Source organism: Vibrio sp. CJQ_6, from assembly GCF_043106745.1.
Taxonomy (GTDB): domain Bacteria; phylum Pseudomonadota; class Gammaproteobacteria; order Enterobacterales; family Vibrionaceae; genus Vibrio; species Vibrio furnissii.
In genome coordinates this window covers 66,248-80,993 of the sequence record NZ_JBICMV010000036.1, presented here as the reverse complement: position 1 = coordinate 80,993, position 14,746 = coordinate 66,248, and the positions used below count along the sequence as shown (strand labels likewise).

At 54.3% G+C, this 14,746-nt stretch carries 12 protein-coding genes; 9 read left to right on the top strand and 3 right to left on the bottom strand.

What is annotated here, in order from left to right; genetic code table 11:
- Positions 1 to 62 precede the first annotated feature (62 nt).
- The 4 genes from ACF8PK_RS20645 to ACF8PK_RS20630 all read left to right on the top strand — a co-directional run bounded on the left by ACF8PK_RS20645 (position 63) and on the right by ACF8PK_RS20630 (position 6,361).
- Positions 63 to 1,778 (top strand): autotransporter assembly complex family protein, encoded by a 1,716-nt coding sequence (locus ACF8PK_RS20645; RefSeq protein ID WP_038152622.1) that lies wholly within the window; start codon positions 63 to 65, stop codon positions 1,776 to 1,778.
- Complete coding sequence (locus ACF8PK_RS20640; RefSeq protein WP_392443388.1) at positions 1,775 to 5,530, top strand: translocation/assembly module TamB domain-containing protein; 3,756 nt, start codon at positions 1,775 to 1,777, stop codon at positions 5,528 to 5,530. The genes ACF8PK_RS20645 and ACF8PK_RS20640 overlap by 4 nt, the downstream gene beginning before the upstream one ends.
- Before the next feature lie 46 nt (positions 5,531 to 5,576).
- Positions 5,577 to 5,924 carry a gamma-glutamylcyclotransferase gene (locus tag ACF8PK_RS20635; RefSeq protein ID WP_004728644.1) on the top strand — a complete coding sequence of 116 codons (348 nt, stop codon included), beginning with the start codon at positions 5,577 to 5,579 and terminating at the stop codon, positions 5,922 to 5,924.
- A gap of 89 nt (positions 5,925 to 6,013) precedes the next feature.
- Complete coding sequence (locus ACF8PK_RS20630; protein WP_143680297.1) at positions 6,014 to 6,361, top strand: DUF2799 domain-containing protein; 348 nt, start codon at positions 6,014 to 6,016, stop codon at positions 6,359 to 6,361.
- Positions 6,362 to 6,452: 91 nt separating this feature from the next.
- Here ACF8PK_RS20630 and ppa read toward each other — a convergent pair whose 3' ends face one another.
- The gene (gene ppa, locus ACF8PK_RS20625; RefSeq protein ID WP_004728646.1) at positions 6,453 to 6,983 is read right to left on the bottom strand and encodes an inorganic diphosphatase; all 531 of its coding nucleotides are present in this window, start codon (positions 6,981 to 6,983) and stop codon (positions 6,453 to 6,455) included.
- Positions 6,984 to 7,212: 229 nt separating this feature from the next.
- On the bottom strand, positions 7,213 to 8,223 hold the full coding sequence (fbp, locus tag ACF8PK_RS20620; RefSeq protein ID WP_004728647.1) for a class 1 fructose-bisphosphatase: 1,011 nt from the start codon (positions 8,221 to 8,223) through the stop codon (positions 7,213 to 7,215).
- A 259-nt stretch (positions 8,224 to 8,482) separates the two neighbouring features.
- Between fbp and mpl the strand changes: the two genes are divergently transcribed.
- The 5 genes from mpl to thiQ all read left to right on the top strand — a co-directional run bounded on the left by mpl (position 8,483) and on the right by thiQ (position 14,074).
- Positions 8,483 to 9,853, top strand: coding sequence for a UDP-N-acetylmuramate:L-alanyl-gamma-D-glutamyl-meso-diaminopimelate ligase (mpl, locus tag ACF8PK_RS20615; protein ID WP_014204376.1), 1,371 nt, complete (start codon positions 8,483 to 8,485; stop codon positions 9,851 to 9,853).
- Positions 9,854 to 9,878: 25 nt separating this feature from the next.
- Complete coding sequence (locus ACF8PK_RS20610) at positions 9,879 to 10,502, top strand: flavin prenyltransferase UbiX (protein WP_004728649.1); 624 nt, start codon at positions 9,879 to 9,881, stop codon at positions 10,500 to 10,502.
- A gap of 254 nt (positions 10,503 to 10,756) precedes the next feature.
- Positions 10,757 to 11,746 (top strand): thiamine ABC transporter substrate binding subunit, encoded by a 990-nt coding sequence (thiB, locus tag ACF8PK_RS20605; protein ID WP_206981751.1) that lies wholly within the window; start codon positions 10,757 to 10,759, stop codon positions 11,744 to 11,746.
- A gap of 7 nt (positions 11,747 to 11,753) precedes the next feature.
- Positions 11,754 to 13,364, top strand: a complete 1,611-nt coding sequence (thiP, locus tag ACF8PK_RS20600; protein WP_392443384.1) for a thiamine/thiamine pyrophosphate ABC transporter permease ThiP — start codon at positions 11,754 to 11,756, stop codon at positions 13,362 to 13,364.
- Positions 13,358 to 14,074 (top strand): thiamine ABC transporter ATP-binding protein, encoded by a 717-nt coding sequence (gene thiQ, locus ACF8PK_RS20595; protein ID WP_392443381.1) that lies wholly within the window; start codon positions 13,358 to 13,360, stop codon positions 14,072 to 14,074. Before thiP ends, thiQ begins: the two co-directional genes overlap by 7 nt.
- A gap of 87 nt (positions 14,075 to 14,161) precedes the next feature.
- Here thiQ and yjgA read toward each other — a convergent pair whose 3' ends face one another.
- On the bottom strand, positions 14,162 to 14,689 hold the full coding sequence (yjgA, locus tag ACF8PK_RS20590) for a ribosome biogenesis factor YjgA (RefSeq protein ID WP_004728653.1): 528 nt from the start codon (positions 14,687 to 14,689) through the stop codon (positions 14,162 to 14,164).
- Positions 14,690 to 14,746 lie beyond the last annotated feature (57 nt).

The window sequence follows — 14,746 nt, the reverse complement described above, 5'->3', positions numbered from 1 at the left end:
ATATTGACGGTATGATTCCCAACTAGCTAAATCTAACTGCTGTATAACGCCAATAATTAAGCATGAGACGGACCCCATTACCAGTGCTAATCTCGGCTTTATGCTTTTCCGCTGCTTCTTTCGCCGACGTGGATTTAACCATCAAAGGATTGGAAGGAGGGTTGAAAGATAATGTCGATGCTTACCTATCTTCCATTCCCAAGAGCGACTACTCCACGCAGTTGCGCTTTCAGTCGCGCCTGGAGAAAGTGGTCACCGAAGCGCTCAACGCTTTGGGTTACTACCATCCGCAATTTTCCTTTGACGTGACCAGCCCCGACAAGGCGCTCACTCTGACGGTGAATCCCGGCGAAGTGGTGCGCCTGCAATTGGTCGACATTGTGATCACCGGTGAAGCGGAGAACGACCCCGATTTCCAGCGTTTGATTCGCCGCAGCGGCCTCAGCGTGGGTGAACCGCTGAATCATGGCCAGTACGACAGTTTGAAATCAAGCCTGCGCAATTTGGCGTTACAGAAAGGCTATTTCGATGGGGAATACCTTACCAGTCGACTTGAAGTGTCGCCGGAGTTGAACCAAGCGTTCGTGCGTATGCACTATGCCAGTGGGATTCGCTATCACTTTGGGGCCACCACGATCACGGGCAGCCAGATTGATGAAAATCGTGTGCGTTCCCTGCAACCGTTTAAAGAAGGGGATCCGTATCTGGTGTCGCAAGTGGGGCAGTTTAACCAGAACTTGTCGAACACCGATTGGTTCTCGTCGGTGTTGGTCGAGCCGGATCTCAGCCAGCTCGATCAGGGGCGGGAATTGCCGATGAAGGTGTCGCTCGCGCCCCAGTCGCGTAACCAACTCGAAACGGGGATTGGCTATTCGACCGACGTTGGCGTGCGTGGCACCCTAAAATGGAAAAAACCTTGGGTGAACGAACGGGGTCACAGTTTTGACAGCAGTTTCTCCATTTCGGCCCCCGAGCAGAGCATTACCGCTGGCTACAAAATTCCGCTTGAAGACGTGTTGCACGAGTACTATCGCATTCAGTACGGGATGAAAAACGTCGATAACCGCGATACGAAAAGTATTGAATCCAACTTGTCGCTTGAGCGTCACTGGCTGCTTGACGACGGCTGGCACCGCACGCTGTTTATCCGCTATCTGATTGAAAACTATGAACAAGGCTTGCAAGATGACGTCGCGCAATTCGTGCTGCCCGGGGTCACTTACACGCGAACCCGCACGCGCATGAATGGCTCGCTGCTTACGTGGGGGGATAAACAGACCATCACGTTGGAATATGGCGATCCGGCGTTTGTGTCGGAAACGCGTGTCACGCGTGTGCAAGCGGGGACTTCGTGGCTGCGTAGTGCCGGGCGGAATCATCGTGGCCTGATTCGCCTCGATGGCGGGGCCAACTTTGCTGAAGATTTTGACAAGCTCTCGCCGTCATTGCGCTTCTTTGCCGGGGGCGACAATAACCTGCGTGGTTACGGTTATGAATCGATTTCACCACGCGATGAAAGTGGCTCGTTGACCGGTGCCAAATACATCGCGACCAGCTCGCTTGAATACCAATACCGCCTGACGGGGAACTGGTGGGGCGCGCTGTTTGTCGATTACGGCGATGCGTTTAACGACACGCCGGACTGGAAAACCGGGACCGGGTTTGGCATTCGCTGGATCTCGCCCGTGGGGCCGATTCGGCTCGATTTTGCCTGGGGGTTGGACTCAGATCCCGGCGATCGCTTTAAGATCCACTTCACGCTGGGGCCTGAGTTATGATCAAACATGCGTTGAAATGGACCAAATGGTGCTCGGCTGGATTTGTGGCCCTGGCGATGATCCTCACGCTGGCCATTGCGGGCTTGGTGTTCACCAATCAAGGCTTGAATGTGATGGTCTGGGGCGCGCAGCAGGCGCTACCGCAGTTGTCGGTCGGTGCGACGCAAGGTGCGCTGTTTCCTCGCTTTACCTTGCAGCAAGTACGCTTCCATGATCCAGAAGGGCACATCGATACTCAGGTCGAACGGTTAACGCTGGCAGTCAAAGCCAGTTGCTTGCTTGATCCGGTGGTGTGTATCAATGAAGTGGCCATCAGCGGCCTACATTTCAATATGCCGACGCTGCCGGCATCGTCGGATGAACCGACGCCACCGGCCAAACCGGTGACGCGCATCGCCACTCCCGTGCCGATCAAACTGGGTCGTTTGGTGCTAGATGACATTCATCTCAACGTGCTGGGCCACCAGATTGACTGGCAACACTTTGCGACCAGCGCGACGTTTCAAAGTAACCGCCTGCGCATCGGTCAGACCGATTGGCAAGGCGTGCGCATTGCGCTGGCGCAGGCCAGCGAGCCCGAGGCTGCCACGGCCCCTGCGCCGGTTGAACCGGCTCAGGACATCGAGCTGCCCGCCGTCATCATTCCCTTGCGAGTGGAACTGAGCCGCTTTGATCTGCGAGATTTTACGCTGGCGCAAGAGACGCCGATTCAAATTCATCATCTGGGGCTCCAGGCCAACGCGTTTCAGTCGCAGGTCAATGTCGACACGCTAGAGCTCGACATGCCGCAGGTGGTCGCCAAGCTCAACACACAAGTCACCTTGCGTGGCGACTACCCGTTGTCGCTCGCCCTCAATGCGACGGTGAAACAGGCGGAAGCCCAAGGGCAAACCTTGGCGCTGCAAGCGAGTGGCAGTGTCGCTGACTTAACACTCAAAGCGCAGCTCGGTGGCCGTGCGGAGGCGAACCTCTCCGCGCAGTTGCAACCGCTGAAACGTGCGCTGCCGTTTGACATTGCCATCGAACAACTGAAAGCGCAGTGGCCGCTGGTAGAGCAAGGCGAGTACTTTGTTCAAGCGCCGCACATCGGCGCTCAGGGTTCACTCAACGGCTATCACATGACGCTGCAAACTCATCTCCAAGGCCAAGCAATACCCAACGTGGATGTGGCGTTGCAAGGCGAAGGAAATTTGCAGCACATCGCCCTCAACACGCTGAACGTGCAGACGCTGGGCGGAACCATTCAGGGGCAAGTCAGCGCCGATTGGAGCGCGCTGGCGAAGTGGCAGGCGTCGCTCAATCTGAATCAAATTCAACCGGGGTTGCAGTGGCCGGAAGCGGAAGGCGTGATCAGCGGAGACATCGCCACGTCAGGTCAATTGACCAAGCAAGGCGGCTGGCAGATTGAGCTACCAACGTTGGCGATTCGAGGCATCGTGCGGGATTACCCATTGGACATTAACGGCACGCTCAGCGCATCGGATGTCAGTGGCAACGGGGAATTTAAGTTTACGACGCCGGGGCTGACGTTGGCTCACGGGCCAAACCAAGTGACCGCGCAAGGCCAGCTGGATACTGATTGGCGGCTTGGATTATCGCTGGATTTACCAGATTTAGCCAAAAGCGTGCCCGATTTACACGGCAAAGTAATTGGCGATATGACGCTATTGGGGCCGCTCAAGACGCCGAAAGTCAAACTGGCGCTCGATGCCGACAGCTTGGCGTGGCAGAAAGAGGCCACGGTGAAGCACGTCACACTGGTGGGCAACGTGACCCCGATGCCTGTGCCGCAAGGCGATGTAAGGCTACGCATCAGCGACATTCAATATCAAGATCAGCGCATCGACAGCGTGAGCTTGGTTGCCGCAGGCGGGCAGCAGCAACATGAACTGACACTGGATGTGGCATCAGACATTGTCTCCACGCAGATCGCGATCAGCGGTAGTTTGCTGACGCAGCCGTCGATGCGTTGGCAGGGCCGCTTGGAACGTGCGCGCATTGAATCGCAGCAGGGCGTGTGGTCGCTCAATCAACCCACGGCGATTGACGCCAACATCGATCAGCAGAATGCAACCATAGCGGCGCACTGCTGGCTGCAAGCGGGGTCGTCACTGTGTCTCGATAAACCCGCCACGGTCGGCACGCGCGGTGAAGCGCAGTTGTCCATCAACCAGTTTGATTTCTCACAGGTGAGCGCGTTTTTGCCTGCCGAAACGCAATTGCGCGGCTCGGTTGATGCGGATGTGTGGGCGCAATGGGCCCCAGAGCAGCCGCCTCAAGTCAAAGCCAAAGTTCGTCTGCCGCAAGGCCATGCCGAACAGAAATTCGATCAGCCACTGCGAGTGGGTTGGGATGACATTGAACTCAACGCGACGCTGCTCAAAAACCGCTTGGAGGCCGATTGGCGATTGGATATCACCGACAACGGCGACATCAGCGGTAAATTGATGATTCCCGACGTCACCGTGCAGGACAAACAGATGCAGGGCGGGCTCAAGCTGACGACCTTCAACATCGATTTTCTTGCGCCGTTGATTGGTGAGTACAGCGAAGTGAAATCCAACATTGAAACCGACCTGACCTTCAGTGGTGCGATGTTACATCCACAGGTCAAAGGTCGTTTCAACGTCAGTGACATGGTGGTGCGTGGTGACATTTCGCCTGTCGAAATCAACGACGGCACGGTGGCGCTTTTATTCAATGGCTATGACGCCACGCTCAATGCAGACATACAAACCACCGACGGGTTGCTGAATGTCACTGGGGATGCCAACTGGCAACAACTCGACGACTGGCGCGTCAACGCACATGTCGGTGCAGCGTCGTTGTTGGTGGATATGCCGCCGATGGTGAAGATGAAGGTGGTGCCGGATTTGACGCTGGCCATTCGTCCACAACTGGCCAAAATCGACGGCTCAATCGCATTGCCGTGGGGGCGTATCGTGGTGGAAGAGCTGCCACCAAGCGCCATTGGGGTGTCGAAAGATCAAGTGTTAGTGAATGCGGATCTGCAACCGGTATCTGAGCAAAGCGCGATTCCGTTTGATGTCGAAACCAATGTCAGCATCGTGATTGGGGATGACTTTAGACTCAATGCGTTTGGTTTGTCGGGCGGCTTAGTTGGTCGTTTGCAAGTGAGCCAAAAAGACAAAGGCCCCTTTGTGACCGGTGAGGTGAACATTCAGGGCGGCCAGTATCGTTCGTTCGGCCAAGATTTGATCATTCAAGAAGGCAAAATTTTGATGAATGGTCCGGTGGATCAGCCGTACGTGTCGATCAAAGCGATTCGTAACCCGGATAACACGCAAGATGACGTGGTTGCCGGGGTGCAGGTGACGGGGCCGGCGGATGAACCGACGGTGTCGATTTTCTCTGAGCCGTCGATGCCTCAGGCCAACGCGCTGTCTTACTTGCTGCGTGGTCAGGACATTGATGGCGAAACTGGCGGCAACGCCATGACCACCACGTTGATTGGTTTGAGCCTTGCGAAAAGCGGGAAAGTGGTTGGCCAGATTGGCGAAGAGCTCGGCGTGCAGGATTTGCAATTGGATACTGCCGGTTCCGGCGATGATTCGCAGGTGACGGTGAGTGGTTACATTCTGCCGGGCTTGCAAGTGAAGTATGGTGTGGGTATTTTTAACTCGGTGGGCGAGTTTACCGTTCGCTACCGGTTAATGAAGGATCTCTATCTGGAAGCGGTGTCGGGCATCGACAGTGCGGTGGATCTGTTGTACCGCTTCGAGTTTAACTAATCGCTGGCTGACGATCGCAAGCCGAATGACATCAGGGAGAAAAGCTGTGCAGCATCTGGTCTTTGTTTATGGCACGTTGCGTCAAGGTGAGAGTAACCACAATTACCTGACCGACGGTGAACTGCTGGGGCGTTTTGATACGTTGCCTGAGTATGCCCTTCATGATCTCGGGCCTTATCCGGGATTGGTCGCGGGCCATCAGTCGATTCATGGCGAAGTCTATCGCGTTGATGAAGCGACACTCGCCAAGCTCGATATTCTGGAAGATGTGCCGGTGGAATATCGGCGTGAGACCATCGAGACGCCGTATGGCATGGCGTGGATTTACATCTACCAAGATGCCAGTCGCCTTGATGCGATCATCGATTCCGGTGACTGGTGTCAGAGAATCTAAATCTTTACACTGATTTACATTTCATTTACAAGGTCTGACCCAAAAACGTCCATACTATTGATATGGTTATCTATAAAGGAGACGATATCATGAAGAAAGGTTGGTTAATGGCAGTGGCCGTCACCGTGATGGCCGGTTGTAGCATGAATCCAGATACCACGGCGTTTAACGCGGCAGATTGGCAATCTTATGGCTATGACCAAGGGACTCATGGGCGTGTGGCGATGAATTTCGACCAACAGAAGGCGACGTCGGAGATGATTGCCAGCTATCAGCAAGGATATGCGCAAGGCCTGCAACAGTACTGCGCTCAGGATCCGGTTGCCCTCGGGAAAGCGCAACGTGCCTATTTGGGTGTGTGTGATGCGCAAAACCCCAATTTCCGCGCTCAATTTTCTGAGGGGTTATGGTGGGATGATGGTGCCAGCCTCGACTAAGTCGAGCGCTATGTCAGGTTCATTTCGCAGCCTGTCGATGTAAAAAAGCCAGCAAATTGCTGGCTTTTTAGATCGTCTGACGTCGAAACGCTTATTTTTGTTGAGCGCGCTCGTAAGAAGTCAGGATTTCAGCGCGAGCTGAAGCTGCGTCTTCCCAGCCGTCAACTTTCACCCACTTGCCTGATTCAAGCTCTTTGTAACGCTCGAAGAAGTGAGTGATTTGTGCTTTCAGAAGTTCTGGCAGATCGTTCACATCTTGAATGTGGTCGTACTCTTTCGACAGTTTAGAGTGCGGTACCGCAACAACTTTCGCGTCTTCACCAGACTCGTCTGTCATTTTCAGGACGCCAACTGGGCGGCAGCGAATCACTGAACCTGGGATCAGTGGGTATGGCGTTGGGACCAATACGTCTACCGGGTCACCGTCTAGAGACAGGGTGTGGTTCACGTAACCGTAGTTACATGGGTAGAACATTGGCGCAGACATGAAACGGTCTACGAACACAGCGCCAGAATCTTTGTCGACTTCGTATTTGATCGGATCCGCGTTGGCTGGGATTTCGATTACAACATAGATGTCATCAGGAAGCGATTTGCCTGCTGGCACATTGTTTAAGCTCATTAAGTTTTCCTTTTTCTGTTGGCCGGACTTCAAAAAATCGAGACTTATTATTATTCAAGTTGCGCTGAGGTGCAAAAATCAACACTCAGTTACGCCGAGAGTTTACTCTCAAATTGACTGATTCCCAAATAAACCTCAGCCGAATCACGTCACCGAGCGGCCGCGCATGGCTAATTGCTTGAATTTCTGTGAAGCGAAAAAAAGCGCCGCATGTGCGACGCTCAGTGATTTAATCGGGGTTGGCTTCGAGGAATTCTTCGACTTTCGCCACCATGCGCTTCGAACCGACGAAGAACGGCACACGCTGGTGCAACTCGGTCGGTTTGATGTCCATGATACGGTTCACGCCATCCGATGCGGTGCCGCCAGCTTGCTCAATCAAAAAGGCCATCGGGTTGCACTCATACAACAGACGCAGTTTGCCGTTCGGGTGGCTTTGCGTGCTCGGGTAGAGGTAGATACCGCCTTTGAGCAGGTTGCGGTGGAAATCTGCCACCAAGGAACCGATGTAGCGAGAGGTGTAAGGACGACCATCTTCCGGCACATTTTCCTGACAGTATTTGATGTACTTTTTCACGCCGGTTGGGAAACGAATGTAGTTACCTTCGTTGATCGAGTAAATCTTCCCGTTTTCTGGAATGCACATGTTTTCATGCGACAGGCAGAATGAGCCAATTGACGGGTCGTAAGTAAAACCGTTCACGCCATTGCCGGTGGTGTACACCAGCATGGTGGATGAACCATAAATCACGTAACCCGCGGCGACTTGTTTATTGCCCGGTTGCAGGAAATCTTCCGCAGTTGGTGGACCGCCCACCGGTGAAATACGGCGGTAAATCGAGAAAATGGTCCCTACGGACACGTTCACATCGATGTTCGATGAGCCGTCAAGCGGGTCCATCAGCACAACGTATTTGGCGTTTTTGTTCAGCTCTTTATTGAACGCGACGGCTTCATCTTCTTCTTCACTCGCCACGCCACACACTTGGTCGCGCGCTTCGAGAGCGGATTTGAATTTTTCGTTCGCATACACATCAAGCTTCTGTTGTTCTTCACCTTGAATATTGTCGTTACCTGACGCGCCAGTAATGTCGGCTAGGCCCGCTTTGTTGATTTCGCGGTTGACAATTTTCGCAGCAAGACGAATCGATGCCAGTAGGGAGGATAGTTCACCACTTGCATGGGGGAAGTCATGTTGCTTCTCAACAATGAACTCACCAAGGGTGCGCATCTCAGACATGTTCTTTCCTTAACACTAATTTTTTGGGGGAGTTTGTCGGCGCCGTGACGGGTTCTTTGGGGGGAACTTATTTGCACTCGCGCCTAGCGACGATTTTAGGGGGTAGATCTTTTTATGGGTAATGAAGTAACAGACGGAGATCTCAATTTGTTTGTCGACTTTTTGGAAATTACATTGCTCTGATTTGTGGTGCTCGCTTTTGCGATGCGAATCAGGATAATGGAGTGCAATACAAAACAGTCGTAATGAGGCTAGGTTTATGCACATTCATATTCTGGGAATTTGTGGCACATTCATGGGCGGTGTCGCCATGTTGGCTCGCCAGTTAGGCCATAAAGTGACCGGTAGTGACGCCAATGTTTACCCACCAATGAGCACCATGTTGGCATCGCATGGCATTGACATCATCGAGGGATTTGATCCGGTTCAATTAGAGCCGAGGCCTGACCTGGTGGTGGTTGGCAACGCCATGAGCCGGGGCAATCCATGTGTGGAATATGTGCTGAATCATAACCTGCGTTACACCTCAGGCCCGCAATGGTTGCAAGACCATCTTTTGTACGATCGTTGGGTACTGGCGGTTTCGGGAACGCACGGAAAAACGACCACTTCGAGCATGTTAGCGTGGGTACTCGAACATTGCGGTTACCAACCTGGCTTTTTGGTCGGTGGTGTTCTGGGAAATTTCGGCATTTCAGCCCGTTTGGGCGAAAGCATGTTTTTCGTGGTTGAAGCGGACGAATACGACAGTGCTTTTTTCGATAAGCGTTCGAAGTTCGTTCACTACCATCCGCGCACTTTGGTGATGAATAACCTTGAGTTCGATCATGCGGACATCTTCGATGATCTGGAAGCGATTAAGCGTCAATTTCACCACTTAGTGCGTACCGTGCCGGGCAATGGCCGTATTCTGGCACCGCGTCAAGATGCCGCATTAGCCGATGTGTTGCGTCGTGGTTGTTGGAGCGAAACCGAGTTTTCGGGCGAGCAGGGCGAATGGCAAGCGGAGAAAATCTGCAAAGATGGCTCGCAATTCCATGTGTTACACCAAGGCGAACGTGTTGGCACTGTGACGTGGGATTTGGTGGGCGAGCATAACGTGAATAATGCGCTGATGACCATCGCGGCGGCGCGTCATGTCGGCGTGACGCCAGATCTGGCGTGTGAGGCTTTGGGTTCTTTCATCAACACCAAACGTCGTTTGGAGCTGAAAGGTACTGAAAATGGCGTCACGGTGTACGACGATTTTGCCCATCATCCGACTGCGATTGAACTGACGCTGGAAGGGCTGCGTAATAAAGTCGGCGACCGTAAAATCATTGCTGTGCTGGAACCCCGTTCCGCGACCATGAAGCTGGGCGTGCACAAAGAAACCTTGGCGGCATCACTGGCGGCGGCCGACTCGGTTTACCTGTTCCAACCCAGTAACATTCCTTGGGCGGTGCAGGATGTGGCTGACCAATGTTCGCAACCGGCGCACGTGAGCGACAACATGGCCGAGTTTGTGGCGCAAATTTGCCAAGAAGCCAAGCCGGGCGACCAAATTTTGGTGATGAGCAACGGTGGCTTTGATGGCATTCACGGCAAACTGCTGGCAGCGCTGAAAGCCAAAGCGCAGCAACCGGCTTAACTCAAACAGTGAATCTGCGAACCCTATGACGAAACAACCCAAAGCCATCACCCTCGCGTGGACGGGGGCTTCCGGCGCGCCGTATGGCCTGCGCCTGCTGCAGTGTCTTTTGGCAGCCGATTACACGGTCTATTTGCTCATCTCTTCGGCAGCGCGAGTCGTGCTGGCGACCGAACATGGGCTGAAACTCCCCGCCGGCCCCGAAGCGGCCAAAGCGGCGTTGGTTGCCCATGTCGGGTGCGACCCCGACAAGTTGGTGGTGTGCGGCAAAGACGATTGGTTTTCTCCCGTGGCATCGGGGTCTGCGGCGCCCAAACAGATGGTGGTGTGTCCTTGTTCGGCCGGTAGTGTGGCAGCGATTGCGCACGGCATGTCGGACAATTTGATCGAACGTGCTGCCGATGTGGTGATGAAAGAGCGCGGCCAACTGCTGCTGGTGGTGCGTGAAACACCGTTCTCGACGTTGCATCTTGAAAACATGCACAAGCTGTCACAAATGGGCGTGACCATCATGCCCGCGGCTCCGGGGTTTTATCATCAACCGCAGTCGATTGATGACCTGATCGATTTTCTCGTGGCGCGCATTCTCGATCACCTGGGCATTGAACAAACGCTGGTTGCACGGTGGGGATACGACCAACGCGTGTAGTCGCTTTTTCATGCGAATCGAATTACAATCCGTAGCACTCATCGGGGAGCTCACCATTCATCACGTGAATGGCGCTGAGATCAAGCCTAGCTTGGGACCCGCATTAGTCGCAAAGGTCGTGCGTATCGCCCATCTTTGCGGTTAGACACCTGAACCAGATAATGCTGGCGTAGGAATTGAGCTGGGTTTGCGACACCGATTAACGGACGAATCACATCCTCTCAAACCTGTGCCGCTCAAAAGGAGAGCGAGCCTTGACCTTTAAATTGTCCGCCATTGCCATGGCGACCCTATTTTCTTCGGCAGCCTTGGCGGCGCCGACCCTCACCGTTTACACCTACGACTCGTTCGCGGCCGATTGGGGCCCGGGACCGGCGGTCGAAAAAGCCTTTGAAGCCCAATGCGGCTGTGATCTTCAGTTTGTGGCGCTAGATGATGGCGTGTCGATCCTCAACCGCTTGCGTCTGGAAGGCAAGAAGACCAAAGCAGATGTGGTGCTGGGCTTGGATAACAACCTGATGGTGGAAGCCAAGCAAACGGGATTATTGGCTCAACACAACACCGATACGCACGCGGTGCACCTGCCAAACGGCTGGAGTGATGACACCTTCGTGCCGTACGATTACGGTTACTTTGCCTTTGTCTACAACAAGCAAAAACTGACCAACCCGCCGACCAGCTTGAAAGCACTGGTAGAACAGCGCGACGATCTGCGCATCATCTATCAAGATCCGCGTACGTCGACGCCAGGCCAAGGGCTGTTGCTGTGGATGAAGTCGGTGTATGGCGATGATGCGACGCAGGCGTGGCAGAAGCTGGCCAACAAAACCGTGACGGTGACCAAAGGTTGGTCAGAAGCGTATTCGATGTTCCTCGATGGTGAATCTGACATGGTGCTGTCGTACACCACATCGCCAGCTTATCACCTGATTGCTGAACACGATGACAAGTACGCAACGGCCAATTTTGCCGAAGGTCATTACATGCAGGTCGAAGTGGCGGCCAAAGTGCAGGGCACGCCGAACGACAAGCTGGCGGATGAGTTCCTCCAATTTATGCTCAGCAATGAGTTCCAAGCCTTGATGCCGACGGGCAACTGGATGTATCCGGTGACGGACGTGGCGCTGCCCAAAGGTTTTGAGACGTTGAGCGTGCCAGCCAAATCGCTGTCGTTCAGCGCCGAAGAGGTGGCGGCGAAGCGCCGAGGCTGGATTCGCGAATGGCAAAATGCCTTAACGTTCTGAGCGATTGATGCAAAGCCGTACACCTAAATTGGGTCTCGGGGTCGCGGCAGTTGTCGCGGCCTTTGTCCTTTCGGCCCTCAGCGCTTTATTGTGGCAAGCGCCCACACTTCATCTGAATCAGATTTGGGGCGATGCTTATTATCGCCATGTGACTTGGTTCAGTCTTTACCAAGCCCTGTTGTCGACCCTGCTCAGCGTTGGCTTGGCGGTGCCAGTTGCGCATGCGTTAAGCCGCCGCCGTTTCCTCGGACGCGGGCTGCTGCTCAAACTGTTTGCCATGACGCTGGTGCTGCCAGTGCTGGTGGGGGTCTTTGGCTTGCTGGCGATTTATGGCAACAGCGGTTTACTGGCAAGTGGGCTGCAACATTGGCAGCTCAAATTGCCTTTTTCCATCTATGGCCTGAACGGCATTTTGCTCGCCCACGTCTTTTTTAATCTGCCATACGCCGCGCGTTTGTTGCTGCAAAGTCTGGACACCATTCCGGCCGAGCAGCACAAGTTATGCGCCCACCTTGGCATGACGGGCTGGCAGAAATTTGTTGCGGTGGAGTGGCCGCGGTTGCGCCAGCAACTGCCGCATGTGCTGGGCTTAGTGTTCATGCTGTGTTTCACCAGTTTTGCCACGGTGATGGCGCTGGGCGGCGGACCCAAATCGACCACGATTGAGCTGGCCATTTATCAGGCCATCAAATTTGATTTCGATCTGCAAACCGGCGCGCTGTTGGCGCTGTGGCAAATGCTCTTGTGCGGTGTACTGACGCTATCGATACAACGTTTTTCGCGCCCGTTGCCGGTGAGTAGCGGCAGTGTCGCCACGCAGCAATGGGTACGTGATTCGCGCTGCAGCCGTTTATGGGATGGGGCGTGGATTGGGTTTGCGCTATTGCTGGTCATTCCGCCGCTGCTGATGGTGGTGCTGAGTGGTCTGAACGAGAAACTTTTCAGCGTGCTGAGCAGTGGCGAGTTCTGGCGTGCGATGGGCGCTTCGTTGCAGGTTGCGCTGCTGGCGAGTTCGTTGGCGCTGCTGGCGGGCGTGGCGATCATTCTCACCAGTCGTCACTGGCGCTTGCAATCTCACTCGCGCAGAGCAAACGGGCTTGAACTGATTGGCACCATCATTTTGGTGACGCCGGGGCTGGTGATTAGCACCGGATTGTTCTTACTGCTGCGCAATCTGACCGATGTGTTCAGCCTCGCGTATTGGGTGGTGGTGGCGGTCAATGGCCTGATGGCGCTGCCGTACGTGGTGAAAACGCTCAGCCAACCGATGCTGCATCTGGCGCAGCAATATCAGTTTTTGTGTGCCAGTTTAGGCATGCGCGGCTGGCAGCGCTTGCGACTGATTGAGCTGCGCGCCCTGCGCAAGCCGCTGGCCCATGCGTTGACCATCAGTTTTTTGTTGTCGATGGGCGATTTAAGCGCGATTGCACTGTTTGGCAGCCAAGATTTTCGCACGCTGCCGCTCTATTTGTATCAGTTGCTGGGGAGTTATCAAATGCAGTCTGCCGCGGTGGTCTCTCTGGTGCTGCTGGTGTTGAGTGTTGGCCTGTTTTATCTGATTGAACGCCTGTTTCGCGTGCGTTCCTCTTCTACATCCTCGCGGAGAAGCTCATGTTAATACTGGATAATGTGCGTTATGAATATCAGGATGAGTGGTTCGTGTTTGACCTCAGCGTCGCGCAAGGCAGCATTGTCGCCCTGATGGGGCCAAGCGGGGCGGGTAAGTCCACACTGCTTAGTTTGGTGGCCGGTTTTATCGAACCTCGCAGCGGCGACATTCGGGTGCAAAGCGACGGCGAAACAGTATCCGTGGTGGGCAAAGCGCCGTATCAGCGCCCGTTTTCGATGCTGTTTCAAGAGCACAACCTGTTTGCGCACCTGAGCGTGCGTGACAATATTGGTTTGGGGTTACATCCAGGGCTCAAACTCAGTGCCGCGCAGCGGGAGCACGTGGTGCATGCGGCCCACCTAGTTGGGGTGGGGGATTTACTTGATCGCCTGCCGGAGCAGTTGTCGGGCGGGCAGCGTCAGCGCGTCGCGCTGGCTCGCTGTTTTGTTCAACCGCATCCCATCTGGTTGCTGGATGAGCCGTTTTCAGCACTGGATCCACTGCTGCGTGAGGAGATGTTAACGCTGGTCAAAACCTTAGCTGCGGAGCGCAATATCACCGTGTTGATGGTGACGCACCACATCAGCGACGCGCGCGCCATTGCCACGCATTTTGCGTTTATGGCCCAAGGGCAAGTGCAGCACATGGCGCCGATTGCCGCCTTAACGGCGCAGCACCGTGACGCGCCGCTGGCAGATTTTGTACGCGCGGGGGAGTAAGCATTTCACGCAGGTGTACTCAATGACAGGTAAGAAAAAAGGTTGGCATAAGCCAACCTTTTTTGTGATAACCATAGGCCGAAACACTCAGAACTCTTGGTCGTTGAGGGTTTTCAGCATCTGGAAAATTTCGCGAGAAGCTTTGGGCGGCTTCTCGCCTTGTTTCTCTTTTTTCGCCTGACGCGCCAACAGGCGCAGACGTTGACGGTCAGCCTCTGGGTACAGCGTCATCACCTCTTCAATTGCGTCATCACCTTGCTCGACGATGCGATCGCGCATCTGTTCCAGCTTGTGCAGCACTGCGGTGTTTTGCGAGTGTTTGTTACGCAGTTTGTCCAGCGCCGCTTGCAGCGGTTCTGGGTCGATGTTACGCATCAGACGACCGATGTATTGCAATTGACGACGACGCGCTTCGTTTTTGAAACGTTGCGCATCTTTGATTGCAGCGGCCAAGTCGTCGGGCAGCGGAAATTTCGCCAGCACCGAAGGCTTCAGCTCAACCAGCTCTTCGCCGAGTTTTTGCAGCACAATCATATCGTTCTTCATCTCGGTCTTACTGACCCAAATGATTTCCTCTTCGTCTTCCCAAGGGGCTTTTTGATTCTTACGAGCCATTTTCTTCACTAATGAGTTATTTATGTCTGCTATTTTAGCAAGAATCGTGGGGAGAAA